The 25,355-nt window shown below is 74.4% G+C and carries 24 protein-coding genes; 18 read left to right on the forward strand and 6 right to left on the reverse strand.

Going from position 1 to position 25,355, the window contains the following annotated elements; all coding sequences use genetic code 11:
* Nucleotides 1-126, reverse strand: a 126-nt coding sequence (locus AB2L28_RS19170; RefSeq protein WP_370720704.1) for a 3-hydroxyacyl-CoA dehydrogenase NAD-binding domain-containing protein, incomplete at its 3' end; no start/stop codon positions are given.
* Between the two features lie 206 nt (nucleotides 127-332).
* On the opposite strand from AB2L28_RS19170, the gene AB2L28_RS19175 reads away from it, so the two are divergent.
* Nucleotides 333-1,394, forward strand: a complete 1,062-nt coding sequence (locus tag AB2L28_RS19175; protein ID WP_370720596.1) for a cell wall-binding repeat-containing protein — start codon at nucleotides 333-335, stop codon at nucleotides 1,392-1,394.
* Nucleotides 1,395-1,403: 9 nt separating this feature from the next.
* Here the strand turns inward: AB2L28_RS19175 and AB2L28_RS19180 are convergent, their stop codons facing one another.
* Both AB2L28_RS19180 and AB2L28_RS19185 read right to left on the reverse strand, forming a co-directional pair.
* Complete coding sequence (locus AB2L28_RS19180; protein WP_370720597.1) at nucleotides 1,404-1,778, reverse strand: DUF2304 domain-containing protein; 375 nt, start codon at nucleotides 1,776-1,778, stop codon at nucleotides 1,404-1,406.
* A gap of 2 nt (nucleotides 1,779-1,780) precedes the next feature.
* Nucleotides 1,781-2,503 carry a glycosyltransferase family 2 protein gene (locus tag AB2L28_RS19185; protein WP_370720598.1) on the reverse strand — a complete coding sequence of 241 codons (723 nt, stop codon included), beginning with the start codon at nucleotides 2,501-2,503 and terminating at the stop codon, nucleotides 1,781-1,783.
* 59 nt (nucleotides 2,504-2,562) lie between these two features.
* On the opposite strand from AB2L28_RS19185, the gene AB2L28_RS19190 reads away from it, so the two are divergent.
* From AB2L28_RS19190 to AB2L28_RS19270, 17 genes are all read left to right on the forward strand, one after another.
* The gene (locus AB2L28_RS19190) at nucleotides 2,563-4,380 is read left to right on the forward strand and encodes an ABC transporter ATP-binding protein (protein ID WP_370720599.1); all 1,818 of its coding nucleotides are present in this window, start codon (nucleotides 2,563-2,565) and stop codon (nucleotides 4,378-4,380) included.
* 55 nt (nucleotides 4,381-4,435) lie between these two features.
* Nucleotides 4,436-4,798, forward strand: a complete 363-nt coding sequence (locus tag AB2L28_RS19195; protein WP_370720600.1) for a hypothetical protein — start codon at nucleotides 4,436-4,438, stop codon at nucleotides 4,796-4,798.
* Complete coding sequence (locus AB2L28_RS19200) at nucleotides 4,795-5,325, forward strand: methyltransferase family protein (protein ID WP_370720601.1); 531 nt, start codon at nucleotides 4,795-4,797, stop codon at nucleotides 5,323-5,325. Before AB2L28_RS19195 ends, AB2L28_RS19200 begins: the two co-directional genes overlap by 4 nt.
* A complete protein-coding gene (locus AB2L28_RS19205) occupies nucleotides 5,322-5,621 on the forward strand; it encodes a Dabb family protein (protein ID WP_370720602.1) in 300 nt (99 codons plus the stop codon). The genes AB2L28_RS19200 and AB2L28_RS19205 overlap by 4 nt, the downstream gene beginning before the upstream one ends.
* A gap of 62 nt (nucleotides 5,622-5,683) precedes the next feature.
* Nucleotides 5,684-6,817: a glycosyltransferase family 4 protein gene (locus AB2L28_RS19210; RefSeq protein ID WP_370720603.1), complete on the forward strand. Its 1,134-nt coding sequence runs from the start codon at nucleotides 5,684-5,686 to the stop codon at nucleotides 6,815-6,817.
* On the forward strand, nucleotides 6,814-8,823 hold the full coding sequence (locus AB2L28_RS19215; protein ID WP_370720604.1) for a DUF6541 family protein: 2,010 nt from the start codon (nucleotides 6,814-6,816) through the stop codon (nucleotides 8,821-8,823). Before AB2L28_RS19210 ends, AB2L28_RS19215 begins: the two co-directional genes overlap by 4 nt.
* Nucleotides 8,824-8,840: 17 nt before the next feature.
* Nucleotides 8,841-10,718 carry a glycosyltransferase gene (locus tag AB2L28_RS19220; protein ID WP_370720605.1) on the forward strand — a complete coding sequence of 626 codons (1,878 nt, stop codon included), beginning with the start codon at nucleotides 8,841-8,843 and terminating at the stop codon, nucleotides 10,716-10,718.
* Nucleotides 10,715-12,043: an acyltransferase family protein gene (locus AB2L28_RS19225; RefSeq protein ID WP_370720606.1), complete on the forward strand. Its 1,329-nt coding sequence runs from the start codon at nucleotides 10,715-10,717 to the stop codon at nucleotides 12,041-12,043. The genes AB2L28_RS19220 and AB2L28_RS19225 overlap by 4 nt, the downstream gene beginning before the upstream one ends.
* A complete protein-coding gene (gene glf, locus AB2L28_RS19230) occupies nucleotides 12,040-13,227 on the forward strand; it encodes a UDP-galactopyranose mutase (protein ID WP_370720607.1) in 1,188 nt (395 codons plus the stop codon). Before AB2L28_RS19225 ends, glf begins: the two co-directional genes overlap by 4 nt.
* The gene (locus tag AB2L28_RS19235; protein ID WP_370720608.1) at nucleotides 13,224-15,233 is read left to right on the forward strand and encodes a glycosyltransferase; all 2,010 of its coding nucleotides are present in this window, start codon (nucleotides 13,224-13,226) and stop codon (nucleotides 15,231-15,233) included. Before glf ends, AB2L28_RS19235 begins: the two co-directional genes overlap by 4 nt.
* A gap of 2 nt (nucleotides 15,234-15,235) precedes the next feature.
* The gene (locus tag AB2L28_RS19240; RefSeq protein ID WP_370720609.1) at nucleotides 15,236-16,120 is read left to right on the forward strand and encodes an ABC transporter permease; all 885 of its coding nucleotides are present in this window, start codon (nucleotides 15,236-15,238) and stop codon (nucleotides 16,118-16,120) included.
* Entirely contained in the window at nucleotides 16,120-16,926 is an 807-nt protein-coding gene (locus tag AB2L28_RS19245; protein WP_370720610.1) for an ABC transporter ATP-binding protein, read from the forward strand. The genes AB2L28_RS19240 and AB2L28_RS19245 overlap by 1 nt, the downstream gene beginning before the upstream one ends.
* On the forward strand, nucleotides 16,923-18,479 hold the full coding sequence (locus AB2L28_RS19250) for a hypothetical protein (RefSeq protein ID WP_370720611.1): 1,557 nt from the start codon (nucleotides 16,923-16,925) through the stop codon (nucleotides 18,477-18,479). Before AB2L28_RS19245 ends, AB2L28_RS19250 begins: the two co-directional genes overlap by 4 nt.
* Nucleotides 18,476-19,006 carry a phosphatase PAP2 family protein gene (locus tag AB2L28_RS19255; RefSeq protein ID WP_370720612.1) on the forward strand — a complete coding sequence of 177 codons (531 nt, stop codon included), beginning with the start codon at nucleotides 18,476-18,478 and terminating at the stop codon, nucleotides 19,004-19,006. Before AB2L28_RS19250 ends, AB2L28_RS19255 begins: the two co-directional genes overlap by 4 nt.
* Nucleotides 19,003-19,893: a decaprenyl-phosphate phosphoribosyltransferase gene (locus tag AB2L28_RS19260; protein WP_370720613.1), complete on the forward strand. Its 891-nt coding sequence runs from the start codon at nucleotides 19,003-19,005 to the stop codon at nucleotides 19,891-19,893. Before AB2L28_RS19255 ends, AB2L28_RS19260 begins: the two co-directional genes overlap by 4 nt.
* An 8-nt stretch (nucleotides 19,894-19,901) precedes the next feature.
* The gene (locus AB2L28_RS19265) at nucleotides 19,902-20,324 is read left to right on the forward strand and encodes a GtrA family protein (RefSeq protein ID WP_370720614.1); all 423 of its coding nucleotides are present in this window, start codon (nucleotides 19,902-19,904) and stop codon (nucleotides 20,322-20,324) included.
* Nucleotides 20,317-21,459, forward strand: a complete 1,143-nt coding sequence (locus AB2L28_RS19270; RefSeq protein ID WP_370720615.1) for a glycosyltransferase family 87 protein — start codon at nucleotides 20,317-20,319, stop codon at nucleotides 21,457-21,459. Before AB2L28_RS19265 ends, AB2L28_RS19270 begins: the two co-directional genes overlap by 8 nt.
* On the opposite strand, the gene AB2L28_RS19275 is transcribed toward AB2L28_RS19270, so the two are convergent.
* The 3 genes from AB2L28_RS19275 to AB2L28_RS19285 all read right to left on the reverse strand — a co-directional run bounded on the left by AB2L28_RS19275 (nucleotide 21,377) and on the right by AB2L28_RS19285 (nucleotide 25,355).
* The gene (locus AB2L28_RS19275) at nucleotides 21,377-21,700 is read right to left on the reverse strand and encodes a PDDEXK family nuclease (protein WP_370720616.1); all 324 of its coding nucleotides are present in this window, start codon (nucleotides 21,698-21,700) and stop codon (nucleotides 21,377-21,379) included. The genes AB2L28_RS19270 and AB2L28_RS19275 overlap by 83 nt on opposite strands.
* A 389-nt stretch (nucleotides 21,701-22,089) precedes the next feature.
* A complete protein-coding gene (locus tag AB2L28_RS19280; RefSeq protein ID WP_370720617.1) occupies nucleotides 22,090-24,096 on the reverse strand; it encodes a SpoIID/LytB domain-containing protein in 2,007 nt (668 codons plus the stop codon).
* Between the two features lie 17 nt (nucleotides 24,097-24,113).
* A complete protein-coding gene (locus AB2L28_RS19285; RefSeq protein WP_370720618.1) occupies nucleotides 24,114-25,355 on the reverse strand; it encodes an LGFP repeat-containing protein in 1,242 nt (413 codons plus the stop codon).

A 25,355-nucleotide genomic window follows, 5' to 3' on the forward strand; every position in this document is an offset into this window, starting at 1 on the left:
CGCCGCCTGCAACGCGGCCACCTTCTCCGGATCGACGTCGATGCCGATGACCTCATGACCCAGCTCAGCCATGCACGCCGCATGGACGGCTCCGAGGTACCCACACCCGATGACAGTCATCCGCATGACGCGCACAGTAGCGACCCGTACGCGGCGTGAACACATCCTCGTCCGTTCGGGGCGGTGAGATCCTCGTCTCGCGCAGGTGTCGTGACGGTCCCGGGCCGGTGGTGTGACAGAGCACGCAGGAACTCGTGACACCCTGTCACTCAAGATTCGGCCGTTCGGGGTCGAGACCTGCAGCTGACGGCACGTCCCACCGGAAGGTCACCATGCGCTTGCGTCCTCGTTCCCTCGGCCTCGCGGCCGCTCTCGCGCTCAGCACGGCCCTCGTCGCCGGGGGTGCGCCCGCCACCGCCAGCCCCGGCGCCACCCTCAAGGCGGCCGAGGGGAACCGCGTCTACGGCGCCGACCGCGTCGGCACGGCCGTCGCGGCCTCGAAGTCCTACCCGAGCCAGGGGGCCGACGGCGTCGTCCTCACGCGCTCGGACACGTTCGCCGACGCCCTGGCCGGCGCTCCGCTCGCCTCCGACAAGGGCGGCCCGCTGCTCATGACGTCGCGCACGGCGCTGCAGCCCGAGGTGGCCGCGGCGATCCAGGACGTCCTCAAGCCCGGCGGGACGGTGTACCTGCTCGGTGACACCAACGCGCTGTCCGCCGGTGTCGAGAGCGCCGTCAAGGCGCTCGGCTTCACCACCCGCCGGGTCGCCGGACCCGACCGCTTCGCCACCGCCGTGGAGATCGCCAAGCTCCTGCCCGGGGCGCAGACCGTCTCGGTCGTCACCGGCTGGAACTTCCCCGACGGCCTGGCCGCCGGGGCCCTCATGGGCGTCGTCGAGCGCGACGCCGGCCGCAGCATCGGGGTCGTCCTGCTCAGCGACGGCGCCAGCCTCGGCGCCGCGACGCAGAACTACCTGAACTCGCGGTCCTTCGCGACGAAGCTCGCCATCGGCGGCACCGCCGTGACGGCCGTGGGGCGCGGCACGACCGGGTGGGCCCAGCTCGCCGGGAACGACCGGTACGAGACCGCCGGTCTCGTCGCCCAGCAGTTCACCTCCAAGGCGTTCTTCGAGGACGAGACCACGGTGATCGGCGTCGCCACAGGCGAGAACTGGCCGGACGCCCTGTCGGGGTCGGCCCTGCTGGCCTACGCCGGCGGCCCCATGCTCCTGACCGCCAAGGGGTCCCTGCCGGACAGCACGCGCAACGCCATCGGCGTGCTGAAGTCCGACGCCACCTCGAACGGGAAGTCGATCCAGACCGTCCTCGTCTTCGGTGACCAGAACGCCGTCTCGAACACCGCCTACGACGCGGCGGTCGCCGCGGCGAGCTGATCCCCCCGCTCAGCTCCCGGCAGGCCCGTCACCCTCGCGGTGGCGGGCCTGTTCCGGTGGCGGGGCCTCGTCGAGCGCCAGCCGGCGGGCGAGCTCGGTGACCGTCTCCTCCAGGTGCCGGGCGCGGCGGTAGGAGGAGACGACGAACCCCAGGAACGCGATCACCAGCCCGTACAGCAGCAGGTCCGCACCGCGGCCCACCCCCACGACGTTCGCCGCCGCGGTCACGGCCGTCGGGACGAGGATGCTGGCCACGGCGAGCGCCACGAGCGCGGCCAGCAGCAGCCGTCGCACGGCCTGGTGCCGGGCGCCGGCGGTGCTGCGCACGAGGACGACCCCGACGACGAGCACGACGACGATGAGCAGGACCTGGATCGCGAGCACGGCTACCCCAGCAGCGTTTCGACGAGGATGTTGACGCTGTTGAGCACCGACTGGCCCTTGGACCGGGAGTAGTCGGTGTAGAGGACGTGCACCGGCTGCTCGGCCCAGCGCAGGTCCGAGCGCCCGACCTGGTGGACGATCTCGCTGGCGTGCGCCATCCGGTTGTGCCGGATCCGCAGCCTCTGCGCGCCGCGGCGGGAGAACACCCGCAACCCGTTGTGCGCGTCCGTCAGGCGCAGCCCCGTCGTCCGGTTCGTGTACACGACGGCGGCGCGCAGCACGAACCGCTTGAGCCGGTCCAGCTCGGTGCGCCGGTCCAGGAACCGGCTGCCGAACACCACGTCGAGGTCCTCGGCCTCCAGCCGCCGCACCATCGCGGCCGCGTCCTCGACGCGGTGCTGGCCGTCGGCGTCGAACGTGACGACCGAGCGCGTCCGAGGGTCGCGCAGGGCGTAGGCGATCCCGGTCTGCAGCGCCGCGCCCTGGCCCAGGTTCACGGCGTGCCGGACGACGACGGCCCCGGCGCGCTCGGCCTCGGCGGCGGAGGTGTCGGTGCTGCCGTCGTCGACGCACACGACGTGGGCGAAGCGCTCGCGCAGCCCCCGCACGACGTCGCCGATGACGCTCGCCTCGCAGTACAGGGGGACGACGACCCACGTGTCGTCGAACCCGGCGGCGTCGGGGCGCGGCGGGCTCGGGGCGGAGGAGCGGGCTGAGGTGGTCACGGCCCGTCCATCATGGCGCGTCCGGCACCCCACCGGCCGCATCGGCGAGGATGACGCGCGTGAAGTCCCTGCTGTCGACCGTCCGCACGCTCCTCTCGCTCCTGCCGGCGGGCAGTTCGCGGTTCGTGGCGGTCTACTGCACGGCCCAGGCGCTGCTGTCGGTCTTCGACGTCGCGGCCCTGGGGCTGCTGGCGGTCCTGCTGCCCGCGGCGGTCGCCGGCGACGGCCGGCTCGCCCTGGCGCTGCCCGTGCTCGGCGACCGCGTCAGCACCGTGCAGCTCATCGTCCTCATCTGCGTCGCCAGCCTGCTGCTCGTGGTCAAGTCCCTCACCCAGCTCGCCCTCGTGCGCTGGGGCGTCGTGCGCTTCGCCGCCCACGAGGTCGACGTCGCCGACCGGCTCGTGCGCGCCTACCTGTCCGCGTCGTGGGCCTACCGGCTGCGCGCGTCGTCCGCGCGGGCGGTCCGGACCGTCGACGAGTCCCTCAACCAGGCGTTCAACGGCTTCCTCATGCCGTTCTCCAGCCTCGTCGCCGAGGTCGCCTCGCTCGTGGCCGTCGGGGTCGTCGTCCTCGTCGCCGCCTGGCAGACGGCGATCGTCGCGGCCGTCTACTTCGGGCTCGTCGCGGTCCTGCTCTACTCGGTCATCGCCAAGCGCGCCGCCGTCGCCGGGCGCACCGCGACCTCGGCCAGCGTCGACACGATCCGGCTCGTGCAGGAGTCCTTCGCCACGACGAAGGAGATCACGCTGCGCGGCCGCGGCGACCAGCTCGCCGGGGTCGCCCGCGAGGTCCGCACCGGCAGCGCCCGCGCCCGCGGGATGGCGTTCTTCTACTCCGTCGGCCCGCGCTTCGTGCTCGAGGCCGCGCTGCTGGGCGGGTTCCTCGTCGTCGGCGGTGTCGCCGTGCTCACCCAGGGCGTCACGCAGGCCGTCTCGGCCATCGGGCTGTTCGCCGTCGCCGGGTTCCGCGTCGTGCCGTGCCTGACGCGGCTGCAGTCCGTCTTCGCGACCATGCACGCCCACGAGCCCAACGCCCACGAGGTGCTCGACGCGCTGCGCGAGACCGGCGCCGCCGACCGCGAGCCCGCCCGGTTCGACCCCGTCGACCACGTCGGCCTGCCGCCGGGGGCCGTCGAGATCGTCCTGGACGACGTCACCTTCGCCTACCCCGGCAGCGACCGCCCCGCCCTGGCCGGGGTACGGGTGCGCATCCCCGCCGGGGCGCGCGTGGCGGTCGTCGGGCGGTCCGGGTCGGGCAAGTCCACGCTCGTCGACGTCGTCCTCGGCCTGCTGACCCCTTCCTCGGGTCGCGTCCTCGTCGGCGGGACCCCGCTGGCCGACGTCGCCGCCGGGTGGCGCGGGCGGATCGGCTACGTGCCGCAGGAGGTCGCGCTGCTGGACGCCGACGTGGCCGCGAACGTCGCGCTGTCCTGGCGGCGCGAGGAGGTCGACGAGGCGCGCGTGCAGCGGGTCCTCGCCGACGCCCAGCTCACCGACGTCGTCGCGGGCCTGCCGCAAGGGCTGTCCACGCCCGTGGGGGAGCGCGGGCTGCGGCTGTCGGGCGGGCAGCGCCAGCGCCTCGGCATCGCCCGCGCCCTCTACACCGACCCGAAGGTGCTCGTCCTCGACGAGGCGACGTCGGCGCTGGACGCGGCCACCGAGGCCGCCGTCACCGCCACCGTCGCCGGCCTGCACGACGACGTCACCGTCCTCGTCGTCGCCCACCGGCTGGCCACCGTGCGGGACTGCGACGCCGTGGTGCTGCTGGAGGAGGGGCGGGTCGTGGACGTCGGCACGTTCGACGAGGTCGTCGCGCGGGTGCCGGACTTCGCCGTCCAGGCGGAGCTGTCGGGGCTGACGGGCAGCCCCGGCGTCTGAGGCGGCGTTCCCGGTACGCCCGCGCCGGGAGCGGTCGGTGGGCCATGCTCGGGGGGTGAGGACCGCCCTGGCCGCCGGTTACCTGGCCGCGCAGGCCGTCGCGGTCCCGGCGTGGTGGGCCGGGCTCGCGCTCTCACCGGCCTTCCGGCGGCGGTTCGAGCTGGGGGACCGGGCCGTCCTGGACTCCTTCGCCCCCGGCGACGTCGCCCTCGCGCTCGCCTCGGCGACGGCCACCGGCCTGGTCCTGGCGCGGCACCGCGCCGCGGGACCGGCGGCGGACCTCGTCCTGGGACTGGTGGCGGTCAGCACCGCCCGCACCTGCCGGTGCGCCGCGGCGAGCCGCAGCGGAGCCCTCGGCGTCGTCGCCATGACGGCCGCCACGGCGGGCAGCGCCGTGGCCCGGGTGCTCGTCCGGTGAGGCTGTACCGGGTCGCCCGGCCCGCGAGCCACCGCCGGCACCTGGGCAAGACCCTCGCCTGGATGCTCCTGGTCTGGACGCTCGCGCTCGTCGCGCTGCCCGCGGTGCTGCGGACCGCCGAGCGCTGGCTGGGGGTCCCGACGCGGCACCTGCCCGCCGGCCGGGCCGTCGGGGTCGTGGTCCTCGTCGCGGCGAGCGCGCTCGGGGTCCGCTGCGCGTTCGCGATGGCCCGCGGGGAGGGGACGCCGGTGCCGTTCGACGCCGCCGCCCGCCTCGTCGTCGCCGGCCCCTACCGGTGGGTGCGCAACCCGATGGCGGTCAGCGGGGTGTCGCAGGCCCTCGGGGTGGCGCTGCTGGTCGGCTCGCCGTCGTACTACCTCGTGCCGCCGGCCGGGGCGCTGCTGTGGCACCTGGTCATCCGGCCCTCGGAGGAGCGGTTCCTGCTGCTGCGCTTCGGCGCCCCCTACGCGCGGTACCGGGAGTCCGTCCCGTTGTGGGTGCCCGCGCGGCTACGGTGGGGCCGGTGATCCAGCACACCGTCGTCTTCACCCTGGTCCACGAGCCCGGGTCCCCGGCCGAGACCGAGTTCCTCGGCGCGGCCCGGCGCGACCTCGGAGCCCTGGAGGGGGTCGGTGACTTCACCGTCCACCGGCAGGTCAGCGTCAAGAGCCCCGGGTCCTGGCAGTTCTCGATGGTCTTCGCCGACCAGGCCGCCTACGACGCCTACGACGCGCACCCCGTCCACCGGGCCTTCGTGGCCGACCGCTGGGCCCGGGAGGTCGCGGAGTTCTCCGAGCACGACTTCGTGCGCTGGGACGGCTGAGGGGCCACCGCCCGGGAGCGGCGGGCCCTGATCGCGCGGACCGCTGGGTAGGGTTGCCGATCGTGTCGCCGCTGGTCCGCATCGCGACGCGGACCTACCCGCCGGACGTGGGGGCCGCGTCGTTCCGGCTGCGCGCCCTGGCCCGGGCCCTCGTGGCCCGCGGGTGCGACGTGGAGGTCCTTACCGCGTCGGCGACCCGCGCCGAGACGGCCGACCCGGGGGTGCGCACCCGTCGCCTGCCCGTCCTGCGCGACGGCGACGGGGTCGTCCGCGGGTACCTGCCCTACCTCTCCTTCGACGTCCCGCTCGCCGCGCGCCTGCTCACCGGCCGCCGTCCCGACGTCGTCGTCCACGAGCCGCCGCCGACGACGGGGGTCGTCACGCGGGTGACGTCCCGCCTGCGCGGGGTGCCCTACGTCTCCTACCTGCCCGACGTGTGGTCCCAGGGCGCCGTCGCCGCCGGCGCCCCTGGGCCCGTGCTGCGGGCCGTCGCGCTCGCCGAGCAGACCTCGCTGCGGGGGGCCGCGCGCGTCCTGGCCGTGACGCGGGGGATGGCCGAGGAGGTCGTCCGCGGCGGGGTCGACGCCGCGCGCGTGCGCGTCGTCGGCAACGGGGTCGACGTCGACGTGTTCCACCCCTCCTGCGGGACGCCCGCCGGGCAGGGGATCCGCGTCGTCTACAGCGGCACGATGTCGGAGTGGCAGCGCGCGGAGGTCTTCGTCCGCGGCTTCGCCCGGTTCGCCGCCGACCACCCCGGCGCGACGCTGACGATGGTCGGCGGGGGCGTCGACGTGCCGCGGCTGCGGGAGCTGGCCCGCACGGTGCCCGGGGTGGAGCTGCCCGGCACCGTCCCGCCCGAGCGGGCCGCCGCGCTGCTCGCCGGCGCCGACGTGGCGCTGGCCTCCCTCGTCCCGGGCAGCGGGTACGACCTCATGTCCCCGACCAAGGTCTTCGCGGCCACCGCCTGCGGGACGCCGGTGCTGTTCGCCGGGGTGGGCAGCGGAGCGGCGCTCGTGCGCGAGCACGACCTCGGCCGGGCCGTCGACCACGACCCCGCCGCCGTCGCCGCCGCGCTCGCGCAGGTCCGGACGCCCCCGCCGGAGCAGCGCGAGCGCCTGCGCCGGTGGGCGCTCGAGCACGGCTCGCTGGCCGCCGCGGCCGACCGCGCCGCCGACGCCGTCACCGACCTGCTGTGAACCCCGTGACCGTGGTCACGGGCGGCTCGGCGGCCCAGGACGCCCTGACCCTGCTCGTCGCCGCCCTGTGGGTCCTCGTCCCCGGCGCCGCCGTCCTCGCCGCCGCCGGGGTGCGCCGGCTGCCGCTCCTGCTCGGTGGCGCACCCACCGTGTCGATCGGGGTCTCCACGGTCGCCGCCAGCGCCACCGGCGCGACGGGGACCCGGTTCACGTGGTGGGGCGTCCTGGCCGCGGCCCTGGTCCTCGCGGTCCTGTCCCGGCTGGTGGGCGGCCGCGCCCGCGCGGCCGAGGGGCCCGCCCGTGGACCGCTGCTCGCCGGGGGCGTCCTCGTCCTCGCGGCCGCCGCCACGACGTGCGAGCTGTTCCGGCGGGGGGTGGGGGCCCTGTCCACCCCCTCGCAGGAGCACGACACGATCACCCACACCCTCATCACCGCGCGCATCCTGCGGACCGGCGACGCCGCCCCGTGGCGCGCTCAGGCGATCGACGTCGTCACCGGCACCCCCGCGCAGTACTACCCCGACGGTCTGCACCAGTGGGCCGCCCTCGTCGCCCAGAGCGCCCGCGTGGACGCCGTCAGCGGCCTGAACGCCACGAGCGTCGTCGTCCTCGCGCTCGTCCAGACCCTCGGGCTGCTCGCCCTCGCCGACCGCGTCCTACCGCCGCGGTGGCTGCCCGCCGGGGGCGTCGCGGCCGTCGCCGCCTCGCTCGCGTACCAGCCGCTGCTCGCCATGCACCACGACTCCGGGGCCCTGCCCAACGCGGCCGCCGTCGCCCTGGCCCCCGGGGCGGTCGCGCTCGTCCTGCCCCCGCGCGAGGACCTGCCGTGGCGCGGGGTGCTCGGCCGGGTGCCCGCCCTCGCCCTCGCCTGCGCCGGGGCCGTCACCGTCCACCCCAGCGCCGCCCTCACCGTCGGCAGCGGCGTGGCGGGGGTGTGGGTCGTCGAGGTCGTCGTGCGCGCCGGGCACCGGCAGCGCCCGGTCGGTGCCCGGGACGGGCGGTGGCTGGCCGGTCTCGTCGTCACCGGGGCGCTCGCCGGAGCCCTGGTGGGCACCTCGCTGCTGCAGGCCGCCTCCGCCGGTGGCGGGTCCAGCTCCCGCTTCGAGCGGGACATCCCCGCCGAGTCGCTGCCCGACGCCCTGCACCGCGTCCTCACCCTCCCGCTGCAGGGCGGCATCGACCCCACCTGGACGCAGGAGCAGTGGGTCCTCGCCGTGGCGGTCCTCGCCGGGGTCGTCCTGGCCGGGCGCAAGGCCGCACCCGTCGCGGTCGTCTGGGCCGTCTGGTCGGCGTTCGCGGTCGCCTACCTCGTGGGCCTGCGGGGCCCCGGCCTGGACCTCGTGTGGGACTCGGCGTGGAACTCCTACTACCGCGTGGCCGCCCACGCCAGCCCCTGGGCGTGGACGCTGGCCGGGGTCGCGGTCGTGCGGGTCGCGGACCGGCTGACCCGCGGGGGCCGGGGCGCACCCGCCGTGGCGGCCGTCCTGGGGGTGGCGCTGCTCGCGGGGGCGGCCAGCGAGTCGGCTCCCACCGAGGTGCGGGCCCTGCGCGAGCGGTACGCCGACCCCGCCTACGAGCGCATCGACGCCGACGACCAGGCCGCCGCCCGGTACCTCGCCTCCGTCGTGCAGCCCGGCCAGCGGGTGATGAACTCCGGCAACGACGGGTCCACCTACGCCTACGTCCTCCAGGGCGTCCCGGTCCTGGCCACCACCGCCGTGCCGCTGGCCTCCCAGCCCGACGTGCGGGTCCTGGCCCGCGACCTGCGCGCCAGGACCCCGCAGGTGCTCCAGATCGTGCGGCGCGACGACGTCGCGTGGGTCGTCGTCGACGCGCTGGCGCCGGGTCTGCCACTGCGGCCGGCCGACGCGGAGTTCTTCGGCGTCCCCGGGTACGCCGTGCCGCCCGGGCTCGTCGACCTCGACTCCGCCCCGGGCTTCCGCCGCGTCTTCACCAGCGGGTCGGTCGGGGTCTGGGCGATCGAGGGTCAGGCGCAGGGCTCGTGACCTGGCACCCTGTGGCGGTGCCCCGCGCCGTCCCCGACCCCCACCAGGCCGCCGGTGCGACCCCGGTCCCCGAGAAGGTCGTCGCCGTGGTCGTCGCCCACGACCGCCGGGACCTGCTCCTCGCCGGGCTCGACGCCCTCGCGGCCCAGACGCGCCGGCCCGACGCGGTCGTCGTCGTCGACAACGCCAGCGGTGACGGCTCGCCCGCCGCCGTGCGGGAGTGGGCCGCCGCCCGCGACCTGCCTCCCGGCCTGCTCGTGGACCTGGTCGAGCTGCCCCGCAACACCGGCGGCGCCGGCGGGTTCGCCGCGGGTCTGGCCCGGGCCGTCCACCGGCACGCCGCGGACGCGGTCTGGCTCATGGACGACGACACCGTGCCCCGGCCCAGCGCGCTCGCCGAGTCGCTCACCGCCCTGCGCCGCACCGGGTCCGCCCTCGTGGCCAGCCGCGTCGTGTGGACCGACGGCCGCGACCACCCCATGAACACCCCCCGTGAACGGCCCGGCGCGGGCACCGCCGAGGTCCGCGCCGCCCGCGCCGCCGGGTGCGTCCCGGTGCGCTCGGCCAGCTTCGTCGCGGTCCTGCTCGACGCGCGGGCCGTGCGCGAGGAGGGTCTGCCGCAGGCCGCCTTCTTCCTGTGGAACGACGACTTCGAGTACACGGCGCGCCTGCTGCGCCACCGCCGCGGCGTCGCGTGCGCGGCCAGCGTCGTGGAGCACCGGACGAAGGTGTTCGGCGGTGCCGACGCCGACCCGGGGGAGCGCTTCGTCCTCGAGGTCCGCAACAAGCTGTGGACCTTCACCCGGTCCCGCCCCCTCGACACCCGCGACACCGTCCTCTACGGCGGGGCGACCGCCCGCCGCTGGGTGCGCACCCTGGCCCGCTCCCGGCGCCGCGACGTCCTGCTGCGCGGCCTCGCGGACGGGCTGCGCCAGGGCCTGGGGCGGCCCGCGCCCACCGCGACCGTCCTGGCCGGGCTCGGCGAGGTCTCCGACGACGTCCGCGCCGTCGAGGCCGGGGCCGGCCGCGCCCCCCTGGTTCCCGCCGACCCGGCCACCGGGCTGCCCCGCTTCTCCGTCCTGCTGCCGGTGTGGGCGCGCGACGACGCCACCCAGCTCCGGCGCGCGGTCGACAGCGTCACGGTCGACCAGGAGGTGCGCCCCGAGGAGGTGCTCGTCGTGCGCGACGGGCCCGTCCCGGCGGACCTGCGACGCGCCCTGGACGACCTCGCCCAGCGGCCCGGGGTCCGGGTGCTGGAGCTGCCCGCCAACGTCGGGCTCGCCCGCGCGCTGGAGGAGGGCTTGCGGTGCACCACCTTCGACGTCGTGGCCCGGATGGACGCCGACGACGTCAGCCTGCCCGGCCGGTTCGCCGCCCAGCTGCCGCTCATCGCCGCCGGGGCCGACCTCGTCGGCGCGGGGCTGCTGGAGATCGGCGCGCACGAGGACGACGTCGTGGGGCGCCGGGTCCCGCCGACGGGTGCGGCGCAGATCGCCCGGTACGCCCGCTTCCACGACCCGTTCAACCACCCGACGGTGGTCTACCGCCGCTCGGCCGTGGCCGCCGCGGGCGGGTACCGGGACCTGGACCTCATGGAGGACTACTGGCTCTTCGCGCGCATGATCGCCGCGGGGGCCCGGGTCGAGAACCTGCCCGAACCGCTCGTGAAGTACCGCGTGGGGGCCTCGCCGGACGCCGGGTCCTACGCCCGTCGCGGGGGGCTGCGGCTGTTCCGCTCCGAGCTCGCGCTGCAGCGCCACCTGCGCGCGGAGGGGTTCACCACGCCCGGGCAGGCCGTCCGCAACGTCGTCGTCCGCGGCGGGTACCGCTTCGTGCCCACGCGCGTGCGCACGGCCGCCTACCGCACCCTGATCGCGAGAGGGGGGAGCCGGTGACCGCCGTCTCCGACACCGCACCGCCCGCCGACCCGAAGGCCCCGGCCCGAATCCCGGAGGTCCGCTCGATCACGGGGCTGCGCATCGTCGCGGCCGTCTGGGTCCTGCTCTTCCACTGGAAGTTCACCCCGCTGCCGGACTGGGAGCGGGTCCGGGCGTTCCTCACACCCGTCACCGACTCCGGCCACCTCGGCGTCGACCTCTTCTACGTCATCTCCGGCTTCGTCATCACGCTGACGTACGTCGAGAAGATGGGCCGCCGACCCCGGCTGGGCGGCTGGCTGCGCTTCTGGTGGGCCCGGATCTGCCGCGTCTGGCCCGCGTACGCCGTCGTCGTCGTGCTCTTCGGGACCTGGCTGCTGTGGCGGCGCAGCGTCGACCCCGCCTTCTACGCCTACCAGGGCGTCCAGCCCGACCTCGGCTGGCGCAGCTGGGTCGAGCAGCTCCTGCTGGTGCAGCTGTGGCACCGCCCCGACTTCGACGGCGCCAGCTTCGTCGGCGCGACCTGGTCGGTCTCGGCCGAGATGGCCGCCTACGTCGCCTTCCCCGTGCTCGCCCTGGTGCTGTGGCGGCTCAAGCGGCTGCCGTGGTGGGTGCTCGTCGCGGGCGCCGTCGCGCTCATGGTCCCCGCCGCCTGGCGCAGCTACGAGACGGGTGTCATCTACTGGGACTACAGCTGGCTGGAACGGATCTCCACCTGCTTCGGCGCCGGGGCCCTCGTCTGCCTGGCCGTCCGCAGGCTGCAGGCCGGGCCGGTCTCCGGGCCGCGCGCGGCGCTGTGGGCGCCGCGCGTCGCGTGGGTCCTCGTGCTGGAGGCCGTCCTCGTCGTCGGCTGGGCCGCGGGCCGGCCCTACGACCGCTTCGCGACCGTCTCGGTGCTCTTCCCCCTGCTCATCGGGGCGCTCGCGCTCACCGACCGCGGCCCCTCGGCGCTGCTGTCCAGGCCCTCGATCGTCCTCGGCGGGCGCATCTCCTACAGCGTCTACCTCGTGCACGTGCCGGTCTACGAGATCTTCTGGACCTTCCAGCGGACGGTGCCGCAGATCGCGCCCGGCGGGCCGTGGACCAGCTTCCTCGTGCCGAACCTGCCGGTCGTCGCGATCGGGCTCGGGTGGGTCCTGTGGAGGTTCGTCGAGGAACCGGCCCGACGGCGCCTGCGCGACCTCGGCCGGGCGCGTCGCCTGCCGCGGGAGAGCGGCCGGGACGGTTACGCTGACGCCACCATGACCCATGCCGCGCCAGAGCACAGCCCTGCCCGAGGGGACGGCACCGCCCCCGCGACCTCCGCGACCCGGACCGAACGACAGAGGGTGACCGAGCAGTGAACGCAGACCTCGTCGTCGTCGGATCGGGCTTCTTCGGGCTCACCGTGGCCCGCCGGTGCGCGGAGGACCTCGGGCTGAAGGTCCTGGTCATCGACCGCCGCGACCACATCGGCGGCAACGCCTACTCCGAGGCCGAGCCGGAGACGGGCATCGAGGTGCACCGCTACGGCGCGCACCTGTTCCACACCTCCAACGAGCGGGTCTGGCAGCACGTCAACCGGTTCACGAAGTTCACGCCCTACGTGCACCGCGTGTTCTCGACATACTCCGGCGGCGTCTACTCGATGCCGGTCAACCTGCACACGATCAACCAGTACTTCGGCAAGGCCCTCGGTCCGGACGCCGCGCGCGCCCTCGTCGCCGAGCAGGCCGGGGAGATCGACACCGCGGCCGCGGACAACTTCGAGGACAAGGCGATCTCGCTGATCGGGCGCCCGTTGTACGAGGCGTTCTTCAAGGGCTACACGGCCAAGCAGTGGCAGACCGACCCGCGCAACCTGCCCGGGGCGACGGTCACCCGCCTGCCGGTCCGCTACAGCTACGACAACCGCTACTTCAACGACACGTACGAGGGTCTGCCCGTCGACGGGTACACCGCGTGGCTGGAACGGCTGGCCGACCACGAGAACATCGAGGTCCGGCTGGGCACGGACTTCTTCGACGCCTCCCAGGAGGTCTCGAAGGGCAACGTCACCGGCAACGTGCCGGTCGTCTACACCGGCCCGGTGGACACCTACTTCGGCGACGCCGAGGGGCAGTTGTCCTGGCGCACGCTCGACTTCGAGCAGGAGGTCCTGCCGGTCGGCGACTTCCAGGGCGCCCCGGTCATGAACTACGCCGACGAGGACGTGCCCTACACCCGGATCCACGAGTTCCGGCACTTCCACCCCGAACGGGACTACCCGAAGGACAAGACCGTCATCATGCGGGAGTTCTCCCGCTTCGCGGTCGCCGGCGACGAGCCGTACTACCCGGTGAACACCCCCGAGGACCGGCAGAAGCTGCTGGCCTACCGGGACCTGGCGTCGCGGGAGCAGGGTGTCCTGTTCGGCGGCCGGCTCGGGACGTACAAGTACCTCGACATGCACATGGCGATCGGTGCGGCCCTGTCGATGGTGGACAACAAGCTGGTGCCGCACTTCAAGGACGGCGCGGCCCTGGTGGCCGGGGGAGTGGACGCATGACGACTGTGACGCACGGGAGCGACCTGCACCTGCAGGGGACGGCGGGCCTGGCCCCCGACGACGGCGCGTGGCGCGAGGTCCACCGCATCGTCTTCCCCAGCAAGACCGACATCGACGTCCTGCCGCTGTACGTCGACTTCTCGCAGTCGGAGGGGTACGCCTCCGCGGACACCGACTCGATGGAGTTCGTCGGCACCGGGGTGGCCGAGTCCGACACCGAGGCCGCCGGTGACCGCCGCACCCTGACCGTCCCGGCGGGCAAGCGCTACTCCCTGGGCTCGTACTTCAACGCGTTCCCGGCCAGCTACTGGCGCAAGTGGACCCGCGCCGAGAAGGTCCGGTTCGCCGGCACGTTCTCCGGCCACGGCACCGTCACGCTGTTCAAGTCCAACGCGCGCGGCTCGCGCCAGCGCATCACCTCCTGGCGCGTGGAGGGCGAGGCGCGACTGGTCGAGGAGCTGACGCTCGCGCCGTTCGCCGACGGCGGCTGGTACTGGATCGACGTCGCCGGCGGCGGCGAGGCGCTGACCCTCGTCGAGGCCGCCTGGAGCGCGCCGGTCGCCGACCAGCCGGCGGGCAAGGCCTCCATCGGCGTCACGACGATGAACCGGCCCGACTACTGCGTGAAGACGCTGAACGCGCTGGCGGCCGACGCGTCCGTGCTCGAGGTCCTCGACGAGATCGTCATCGTCGACCAGGGCACGCAGAAGCTGCGCGAGCACGAGGGCTACGAGGAGGTCGCCGCGCGCCTGGGGTCCAAGCTGCGGGTCATCGACCAGGCCAACCTCGGCGGGTCCGGCGGGTTCGCCCGCGGCATGTTCGAGGCCGTCCGGGGCGAGCGGAGCAAGTACGTCCTGCTCCTGGACGACGACGTGAACATCGAGCCCGAGGGCATCGTCCGCGCCGTGCAGTTCGGCGACGCCTGCCGCCAGCCGACCCTCGTCGGCGGGCACATGTTCGACATGTACGACCGCTCGGTGCTGCACACCCTGGGCGAGTCGGTGAACCTCTACCGGTTCTTCTGGGGCCCGGCCCGCGGCCTGTACCACGGTCACAACCTGGCGGCCTCGAACCTGCGGCAGACGCCGTGGATGCACCGGCGCGTCGACACCGACTACAACGGCTGGTGGATGTGCCTCATCCCCGTCGAGGTCGTCAAGGAGATCGGGCTCTCGCTGCCCGCCTTCATCAAGTGGGACGACGCAGAGTACGGCCTGCGGGCCATGGAGCACGGCTACTCCACGGTGTCCCTGCCGGGCGCCTGCGTGTGGCACGTGTCGTGGAACGACAAGGACGACACGATCGACTGGCAGGCGTACTACCACGAGCGCAACCGCTTCCTCGTGGCGCTGCTGTACTCCCCGTACGAGCGTGGTGGCCGGCTGTTCCGCGAGAGCAGCTACACCGACGTCAAGCACCTCATCTCCATGCAGTACTACGCCCAGACCCTGCGCAACCGGGCCCTCGCGGACCTGCTGCGCGGGCCGGGCCACCTGCACGAGACCCTCGGCACGACGCTGCCGGCCATCCGCGCCGCCCGCGCCGAGCACCCCGACGCGCAGGTCGAGGCCGAACCGGACGCGTTCCCGACCCCCAAGCGCGGCAAGCCCGCGCACAAGGGCAAGGAACCCCGGCCGCCGAAGAAGGCCACGCTGCTGCCGTGGGCCGCGCAGGCGGCGCTGCGCCAGCTCAAGCCGGTCAGGCCCGAGGCGACGCAGCGCCCGGACACGACGCTGGCCGCCGCCGACGGCAAGTGGTGGGAGCTGTCCCTGTACGACTCGGCCGTCGTCTCGATGGCAGACGGCAAGGGCGCGGTCTGGTACCGCCGCGACGCGAGGAAGTTCCGCGCGCTGCTCGCCGAGTCCGCCGACCTGCACCGCCGGATGCTCACGTCGTGGCCGCAGCTGCGGGCCGCGTACAAGGAGGCGCTGCCGGAGATCACGTCCATGCAGGCGTGGGCGCAGACGTTCGGCGTGGACCTCTCGCAGCCGGCGGAGAACCGCTGATCGTGGCCGTCGACACGACCGCACCGCTGGTAGCCCCGGGCCACGGCTCGGGGCTGCTGGACGTCGTCCGCTACCGGTACCTGCTCAAGCTCCTCGTCCGCAAGGAGATGCGGGTCCGGTACCGCGGGTCCGTCATGGGCCTGCTCTGGTCGTACGTGAAGCCCGGCGTCCAGTTCGCCGTCTTCTACTTCGCGATGGGGGAGTTCCTCCGGCTCAACGAGTCCGTCCCGAACTTCGCGGTCTACCTGTTCTCCGGCATCGTCGTGATCAACTTCTACACCGAGGCGTTCGGCAACGCGACGCGCTCGGTCGTGGGCAACGCACCGCTCATCAAGAAGATCTTCCTGCCGCGCGAGCTGTTCTCGGTGTCCTCGGCGTGGGTGGCCTCCATCCACTTCCTGCCCCAGCTCGTCGTGCTGCTCATCGCGTGCGTGGCGACGGGCTGGCGGCCGGGTCCGGTGCAGCTCCTCGGCGGGCTCCTCGGGTTCGTCATCGTCGGGGTCCTCGCGGTCGGGCTCGGGCTGCTGTTCGGGGCGATCAACGTCCTGTACCGCGACTTCGAGAACATCGTCGACCTGCTGCTCATGGTCGTCACCTGGACCTCCCCGGTCCTGTACGACTGGCAGAAGGTCGCGGCCGCCGTGGGCGGTCCGGACTCGTGGTTCATGACGCTGTACCAGCTCAACCCCGTGACCGCGGCCGTGGAGCTGTTCCACTGGGCGTTCTGGTACCCCACGGGCGGGGTGCGGGAGGCCGCCGTCCCGCCGCCGCTGCCGCCGCACCTGCTGTGGTCGGGGCTGTGGGGCCTGCTCATCGCCGTCGTGCTGCTCGCGGTGGGGCAGGTCGTGTTCCGCCGCATCGAAGGCCGTTTCGCCCAGGAGCTGTGATGAGCGTGACGATGTCGAACTCAGGATCGAACCCCGGGTCGAACCCCCACCCCGGCCGGGCCGGCGCCCCCGGGCCCGGTGCCCCCACCGCCATCGAGGTGCGCGGGCTGGTCAAGGACTTCACCCTGCGCCACAACCGCTCCCTCAAGGAGCTGGCGATGGCCAAGATCCGCAAGCGGCCCATCTCGGACAGCTTCCGCGCCCTGCACGGCGTCGACCTGACCGTCCACCAGGGCGAGTCGGTGGCGCTGCTCGGGTTCAACGGGTCGGGCAAGTCGACCCTGCTCAAGCTGATCTCCGGCGTCATGCGCCCCGACGAGGGCACCGTGGGCGTCCGCGGCCGCATCGCCGGGCTCATCGAGGTCGGCGCGGGCTTCCACCCCGACCTGACGGGCCGGGAGAACGTGTTCCTCAACGGCGCCATCCTCGGGATGGACGAGGCGACGATCACCGCGCGGTTCGACGACATCGTCGCCTTCAGCGAGATCGAGCGGTTCATCGACACCGAGGTGAAGTTCTACTCCTCGGGGATGTTCCTGCGGCTGGCGTTCGCCGTCGCCGTGCACACCGACCCCGAGGTCTTCCTCATCGACGAGATCCTCTCGGTGGGCGACGAGCCGTTCCAGAAGAAGTGCCTGGCCCGCATCGAGGAGCTGCGCGCCGAGGGACGCACCCTCGTCATCGTCAGCCACGACCTCGACATGGTCGCGGACCTGTGCACGCGCGGGATCCTGCTGGAGCAGGGCCGCGTCGTGGCCGACGACACCGCCGAGCGGGTCGTCGCCCGGATGCGGGGGCAGGGGTGAGCAGTCCGGTCACCGACCGGGTCCGGACGGAACCGACCGGCCGGCCGGTCTCGCGGGTGGGGGCGCTCGTCCCGGCCCTCGTCGTCGGCGTCCTGGCGGCCGCGACGTTCGTGCTGCTGCGCACCGCCCTCGTCGACGACGCCTACATCACCCTGGCCTACGCGCGGAACCTCGCGCTGCACGGCACGTGGGGGCTGCTGTCGGACGTGACCTCCAACACCGCGACCTCCCCGCTGTGGGTGCTGCTGCTGGGGGCGGTGACGTTCGTCGTGCGCCGGCCCGTCCTCGCGCTCGGCGTCCTGCACGTCCTCGTCGCCGTCGCGTTGACCCTGTCGCTGACGTCGGCCGCGCGCCGGACCCGGCTGCCCGCGTGGGTGGGGCCCGTCGCCGCCGTCGCGGTCGGGGTGAACCCGCTGCTGCTCAGCTCCGTCGGGCTGGAGTCGGCGTTCCTCGTCCTCCTGCTCTCGCTGCTCCTGCTCACGGCCGTGCAGGGGCGGGCGCTGCCGTTCGGCCTCGTCGCCGGGGCGGTGTTCCTCACGCGGATGGACGCCGGCGTCGTCATCGCCGTCGTCACGCTGCTGACCCCGGCGATCCTGCGCCGGGTGTGGGTGGCCGTGCCCGCCGCCCTCGTCGTCGTGCTGCCGTGGATGGCGTGGAGCTGGTTCGCCCTCGGCTCGGCCGTCCCCGACACCGTCGTCATCAAGACGCTGCAGAAGTCGTGGGAGCAGTACGACGTCACCAACGGCGCGCAGATGTACGTCGAGGTCTACGGGCTCACGGCCGTGCTGGCGTTCCTGCCCGTCGTGCTCGGGGGTCTGGGCTGGTGCGTCCTCGCGGCGTTCGCCTGGACCGGCCGGCGCGCCGGGGACGGGGCCGGGCCCCGGCTGTGGCCGTGGCTGATGCTGGGGCTCGGGGGCCTGGCGCACTACGTCGCGCTGTCCCTGCTCGGGGTCCCGCCCTACCACTGGTACTACGCGGTGCTCCTCGCGCTGTCGACGTTCACGGCCGTGGCTGCGCTCGGGGTGCTGTTCCGCTCCGTCGAGGTCCGGCCCGTCGGGCTCGGCGCGGCCGCGGCGGCCGTGGTCGTGTGCGTGGCGAGCGTCGGGGTCGACCTGCGCGCGGGCACCCCGTGGCGCATCGCGCCCATTCAGACGAACTGGGCCGAACCGGCGCAGTACACGCAGATCGCCCTCGACGTGCAGCAGGTGCTGCGCGAGCGCGGGGGCCCGCAGCACGTGGGCTCGCCCGGGGAGGTGGGCCACCTCGCCTACGTCTGCGACTGCGTCGTGGACTACTTCGCCGACCCCGCCCGCGTGCAGCCGATGATCGAGCAGGTCGAGGCCGAGGCCTCCCCGCTGGGCCGCCGGCTGCTGGAGTGGAACTTCACCCACCGCGACACGGCCGCCGAGCCCGTCCCCGTGGCCGGTGACCTCTTCCGCTTCGACCGCGGCACCGAACCCCCCGCGGCGCGCGACCTGCCCGCGTGGCCGGTCACGACGACGTGGGACATGCCCCTGTCCGACATCGTCCTGCTCCCGGCGGGTGGTCTGTGAACGCAGTGGAACGGGTGGCCGCGCTGGACCTGCGGGTCCTGCGGGCCGTCCAGGAGAAGGTCGCCCTCCCCGGCGCCGTGCCCGTGGCGAGGGGGCTCTCGCACGCCGGTGAGCACGCCGCCGCGTGGATCGGGATCGGCGCGGCGGGGTTCTGGTGGGACCGCCGTCGCCGCCGCGAGTGGGCCGTCGCCACGACCGCGGTCGTCGCCGCGCACGGCGCCTCCGTCGTCCTCAAGCGCGTCGCGCGCCGGCACCGCCCGCTGGACCACCACGTCCAGGTCCGCGTCGGGACGCCGAGCCGGTGGAGCATGCCGAGCTCGCACGCCACGTCGACGACGGCCGCCGCCATCGCGTTCGCACCGCTGCTGCCCGTCCCCACCTGGCCGCTCGTGCCCGCGATGCTGGCCTCCCGGCTCGTCCTGGGCGTGCACTACCCCAGCGACGTCACCGCCGGTGCGGCGCTCGGCGCGGCGACGACCGTCGTGGTCCGCCGGGTCGCCGCCGGTCTCGCGGAGCGGTCCGGGTGAGCGTGACCGGGACGTCCCCCTCCGTCCTGCCCGGGTGGTTGCGGGCGATGCGCCCGCGGCAGTGGGTCAAGAACGTCCTCGTCCTGGCGCCGGTGTTCCCGGCCGGGGAGCAGGTCGGGCTCGACACCCTCACCGGCGTCGGCGTGGCCTTCGTGCTGTTCTGCCTCGTCTCCAGCGCCGTGTACCTCGTCAACGACGCCAAGGACGTCGAGGCCGACCGCGCCCACCCGCGCAAGCGGTTCCGGCCCATCGCCGCGGGCGAGCTGTCGGCCCGCACGGCCGTCGTCCTGGCCGCCGCCCTGGCGGTCGTCAGCCTCACCGGGGGCCTGCTCTGGCAGCCGATGCTCGGCGTCGTCCTCGCCGTCTACCTCGCGATCCAGCTCGCGTACTGCTTCGGCGTCAAGCACGAACCCGTCCTGGAACTGGCCTGCGTCGCCTCCGGGTTCCTGCTGCGGATGCTCGCCGGGGGGACCGCGGGGGACATCCCGCTGTCGGGGTGGTTCCTGCTGACGACGGCGTTCGGGTCGCTGTTCATGGCGGCCGGCAAGCGCTACGGCGAGGCGCGCCGCGGTGAGCTCACGGGCGAACCCGTGCGCCGCGTCGTGCAGCGGTACACGACGACCTACCTGCGGTTCGTGTGGACGCTGGCCGCGACCGTCGTCGTCACCACGTACGCGCTGTGGGCCGTGGAGGTCCTCGTGCCGCAGTCGGGCACGCAGCTCGCGACGCTGACGGTGGTGCCGTTCATCCTCGCCGTCCTGCGGTACGCGGTCGACGTCGACAGGGGCGCCGCCGAGGAACCCGAGGAGATCGCGCTGCACGACAAGGTGCTCCTCGTGCTGGCCCTGGCCTGGTGCGGGTCGCTGCTGCTGGCGGTGTGGCTGTGATCCGGGCCGTGACGCAGCACCACCGCTTCGGCGAGGTCGTGCGGTTCCTCGTCTCCGGCGGCATCGCCTACCTCGCCGACCTGCTCGTGTTCAACGTGCTGCTGTTCTCCGGCGTCGGCTCGGCCTGGTCCAAGGTCGTCTCCAGCGTCATCGCGATCTTCATCGCGTTCCTCGGGTCGCGGTACTACACGTGGCGCGACCGGCGCAGCGCCCACCCGGGCCGGGAGTACGCGCTGTTCTTCCTGTTCTCCGCGATCGCGGCGGGGTTGCAGCTGCTGTGCCTGGTCATCACCCACTACGGGTTCGGCTGGACGTCGCCGCTGGTGGACAACCTGTCCGGCAACGTCGTCGGCATGGCGATCGCCATGGTGTTCCGCTTCGTGACGTTCCGGACGTTCGTCTTCCCGGACCGGTCCGCCTCGCGTGCCTGACCGCCGGACCTGGCTGCCCGCCGCGGCGGGCGCCGCGCTGGCGGTGGTCCTCGTCCTGTCCGGGCTCGGGCAGGAGGCGTGGCAGCGCGGGTACGACCTGGCGGTCTACCGCGACGGGGCCCGCGACCTGCTCGCCGGCCGGGACCTGTACCTGCGCGAGACGTACCGCGGGCACTGGTTCGTCTACCCGCCGTTCGCGGCCGTGCTGTTCCTGCCGCTGCTCCTGCTGCCGCCCGCGGCCGACCTCCTCGTGTGGGACGCCGTGCTGCTCGCCGTCACGGCGTGGGCGTGCCGGAAGGTGTTCGGGTCGGTGGCGGCGGGGTGGTTCGTCGGCCTGGGGACCGCGGTCGTCCTGGTGAGCGACCCGTTCCGCGAGGCGCTCGTCCTGGGGCAGGTCAGCCCCCTGGTCGTCGTGGGTCTCGTCGTCGGCTGCCTGTACGGCGGTCGCGGGGGAGCGGTGCTCGCCGGGTTGTCGGGGGCGGTGAAGGTGACGCCCGCGCTCGTCGTCGTCGCGTTCGTCAACCGGCGCGCCCGCTGGTGGTTCGCCTCGGCCGTCGCCGTCGTGGGCCTGGCCGCCACCGGCGTCGGGGTGCTCGTGGCGCCGGGCTCGGCGGTCTCCTACTTCGGCTCGCTCGTGTGGGACTCCGCGCGCGTCGCGGCACCGGGGACCACGACGAACAACTCCCTCGCCGGGGCGTTCGCGCACGCCGGGCTGTCCTCGGCGGTGAGTTCGGCCCTCGGGCTGGTCCTGGCCGTCCCGCTGCTCGTGCTCGTCGTCGTGGTCGCGCTGCGCGCGGACTGGCTGGAACGGTCCGACCGGTTGCGGTTCGGTCTGCTCGTCTCGCTCGTGACGTGCCTGGTCTCGCCCGTGACGTGGTCCCACCACGCCCTCGCCGCCCCGATCGCGGCCGTCGCGCTGCTGGCGTGGGGGCGGGTGCGCTGGCTGGTGGTGCTCGCCGGGGTCCCGTGGCTGCTGCCGGTGCTGCACTGGGGCGCGCTCGCCGCGCAGACGCGGCCGGTCTCGCTCCTCGTCCTCGTCGCCCTCCTCGCCCTCACGCCGGGCGGCCCTGCGCGTGGACGTCCCGCACCGCCCGCAGCCACCGCTCCCGCTGCCGCACCACCTGCTCCCAGCTGAACCGCAGGACCTGCAGGCCGAGACGGCGCAGCTCCACGTCCAGCAGGTCGTAGCGGGCGACGCTCTCGAGGGCCGAGCCGCACTCGGGGTCGACCCACACGACCAGGCGGCGGCGGGGGTCGTTGCGGTTCATCGCCGCGGCCGCCGCCTGCAGTTCCTCCAGGGCGAAGCGCGGCGGGAGGCAGCGCAGGCAGTCCAGGACGGTGGTCAGCGGATCGGTGCACCCGTCGAGGTCGCGCACCGTCCGGCGGTGGACCGTCGTCCCGGGCCAGGAACCCCTGGAACCGCGCGGGCAGGTGACGTGCGGTCGGGCCGGTGGGTCGACCAGGTCGAGACCGGTGGCGGTCGCCGCAACTCGCCGCTGCGCACGGCCGCCGTCAGCGCACGACGAGGCGTCATCGTGAGCAACCGCGCCGTTCGGGCGGCGCCGCCGCGAGCGTGGACGGCGTCGAGGGGTTCCACGGCACGACAGCGTGCCCGAGGAACGCCGCGCGTGCGTCGACGCCTGTGGACGACGGGGCGGGTGTGCAGGAACGCTGCACCCGTCCGCCGTGGAGGGCCCTCAGCGGGCCTGTTCCCCGGCGTGTCGAGCGATGGGTGCAGCGTTCCTGCACAGGGTCTTCGTGCGGGTCAGACGCGGGCGACCTTGCCGGTCGTGGAGCTGAAGCTCAGCGTCCCGCCCTGGAACGTCTGGGTGAGCGTCGAGCCGTTCCACACCTCGTCACCGGTGGGCATCCCGAGGGAGCCGTTCTCCCAGCCCTGCGCGGCCCACGCGTCGTAGACGGCGCCGCGGACGGCATGGGCGCCGGTGGTGGGGCCCCAGTAGATCGACCCGCCCTGGAACCGGTTGAACCAGCCGCGGCCGCCGGCCAGGGCGGTGTCGCCGGTCACGGGGAAGCCGAGACCGTTCTCCCAGCCGAGCCGGGCCCAGGCGTCGCGGATGGCTCCGCGGGTGAAGTGCGCCCCCGTGGCGGGGGACCAGTAGACGGAGCCGCCCTGGAAGTGGGTGAACCACCCCCGGCCGTCGGGCGTGGGGGCGTCGGAGGTGGTCGGGAAGCCGAGGCCGCCCTCCCAGCCCAGCCGGGCCCACTCGCTGCGGATGGCGCCGCGGACGGCGTGCGCCCCCGTCGCGGGGGACCAGTAGACCGACCCGCCCTCGAAGTGGTTGTAGTACCCGCCGCCGCGGGGGGTGCGGGTGTCGCCGGTGGTCGGGAAGCCGAGGCCGCCCTCCCAGCCCAGCCGGGCCCACTCGCTGCGGATCGCGCCCCGCACGTCGTACGCGCCGGCCGCGGAGGCGTAGATCGAACCGCCGGCGAAGTGCTGGTAGGACCCGAGGCCGTTCGGCGTCGCCAGTTCGGTGCTCGTGGCCCCGCCGAGGGGACCGGACGCGCCGCCGAGGGCGCCGTAGCGCTGCTGCACGGCGCTGACGATCGAGAACCAGTCCGAGCGCAGGCCGCCGAGCTGACGGATCCGGGTCCCGGTCAGGGTCGCGGTGCCGTTCGTGCACAGCAGCTTCGCCGAGGTGACGCGGCCGCCGTAGTCGCCGCGGCCGTCACGGGCGGTGATGACGAGGCCGGTGGCCGTCCCGGCGTTCCCGCACCCGGCGTCGAAGTTCTTCGCCGGGACGGTGGCGGACCAGTCCGCGACGCTGGCCCCGGCGGCCGCGCCCGGGCCGGAGAACGGGTCGGCGCGGGCGGTGAGGTACGGCTTGGACCCCGCGACGGTCCAGCCCCCGTTGGAGGAGGAGAACTGGGTGAAGGCGACCTTGCCGCCGTAGGTGCGGATCTCCCCGGCCGTGGCGGCGATCGCCGCGTTCGTCGAGGACGGGGTGGTCCAGGTGGTGGCACCGGTGCGGTCGCGCAGTTCGGCCCCCCGGTACACCTGGCAGGCGGTGGTGTCGCAGATGTCGGTCTGGGACTGCGGGTTCAGGACGGACATGGCGTAGCTGCGCGCGGCGACCGCCTGCGCCTGGAGGGCCTCGGGGTGGAAGGACGCCGGGGACTCGGCCGGGACGACACCACGCAGGTACGTCTCCAGCGGCACGTCGTTGACGACGGTCAGCTTCGAGCCGGTGACGATGCGGATGGTGCCGTCGTAGCGGACGAAGGTCCCGTCGCCCTTCTGCAGCAGGACGCCGTCGGGACCGCTGACGGTGACCGTGCCGCCCCAGTTCTGCCGCCGGACCTCGGACCCGTCGGACGCGGTGACGGTGGCGGCCAGGCCGTTCCCGGCGGGGGCGACGACCAGACGTTCACCGGGCCCGAGCTTCTCGGCGCTGGAGGACAGCGTGAGCTGCGCGCCGGTGGGGGCGGACACGGCGACGGCGGCGTTGGCGAAGGCGGTGAGGCCGACGCGCAGGGTGCGGTCGGGCTGGTCCCCCACGGACGTGCCGGGGTAGTAGAAGTCGAGGATCGCCCGGTGGGACTGCCCGGACAGGGCGCGCGACTGCGCCCCCCACTGCGACATGCCGATGCCGTGGCCGTAGCCGTGGCCGACGAACGCGAAGCTGCCCCCGACGGCCGGGCGGACCTCGTCGGCGTGCGCGGGCAGCGTCGTGAGGGTCGTCAGGGTCCCCGTGGTGAGGGCGACGGCCGTGGCCGCCAGGGCTCGGGTGAGGCGACGGGTTCGGGTGCGCACGGGGTTCCTCCTGCGGTTCAGTTGCCGGTGTAGCTGGTGGACGTGGTGCGCCGGGCGGCGTCCCAGGTGATCGAGCCGCCCTGGAACTCGACGCGCAGACCACCGGGGACGGGACGCTCGTCGCCGGTGGGGAACCCGAGGCGGCCGTTCTCCCAGCCCTGCCGCGCCCAGGCGTCGCGCAGGGCGCCGCGGACGGCGTGCGCCCCCGTCGCGGGGGACCAGTAGACCGAGCCGCCCTCGAAGTGGGTGTAGTAGCCGGCCTCGCCCGGGGTGCGGGTGTCGCCGCTGACGGGGAACCCGATGCCGTTCTCCCAGCCGAGCCGGGCCCAGTGGTCGCGGATCGCGCCCCGCACCTCGAAGGACCCGGTGGCGGGGGAGGAGTAGATCGAGCCGAACTGGAAGTGGTTGTACGCCCCGGGACGGCGGGGGGTGCGCAGTTCGTCGGTCAACGGGACACCCAGGGTGCCGACCCCGCCGATCTTCTCGAACCGGGCGCGGATGCCGCCGTGCACCTCACGGACGGGGGTCGTGGGGGAGGAGTAGACGGTGCCGTGGCGGTAGTCCTTGCGGGCCACCCCACCGGCGGCGGTGGTGCGCCGGCCGCCGACGTCGGCGCCGAGGACGGACCGTTCGGCGCCCAGGGCGATCCAGTGCCCGTGCAGGGGGTCGGTGGTCCCCGTCCACCAGGACGTCTCGCGGGCGGCGCCGGAGAACGTCAGCGAGAGGTGGACGTGGTTCGTGTGCGGGTCGGCTCCGGTGTACGGCTGCCAGCCCGCGCCCGCCTGGTACGTCTTCCACACCTGCTGGTTCCAGATGACGTACATGACGCCGAGGCGGCGGGCGTTGGCGGCGACGTTCCCCCGCTCGTCGGTCGCGAGCAACCAGGTGAGGAACTCCCCGGCGAGCGCGGCCTGGGTGGGGTCGCTCGCCTCGAGCATCCAGTCGACGGCCCGGCCGTCGGAGTGCTCGGAGACGGGGACGCCGTTCGCCGGGCACGCCCGGGCCAGGCCCAGCGTCTGGCGGCCGTACGCGTCGCGGATGAGCTGGGCGAGCGCGAGGGTCCCGGGCTGCGGTGGTGCGCAGGTGATCGGAGCCTGGTAGCGGGGGAAGGCGTCGACGTCCGCGGGGAGACCGCCGGGGACGCGGGGGGCGGCCTGCGCGGGCAGGCCGGTGGCGAGCAGGCCCCCGGCCAGCAGCGCGGCGAACCCCGCCCGCAGCGCCGCCCGCGACCCGGCCCGCCGCGACCGTCGGCGCCTCAC

The organism is Kineococcus mangrovi, from assembly GCF_041320705.1.
GTDB classification, from domain to species: domain Bacteria; phylum Actinomycetota; class Actinomycetes; order Actinomycetales; family Kineococcaceae; genus Kineococcus; species Kineococcus mangrovi.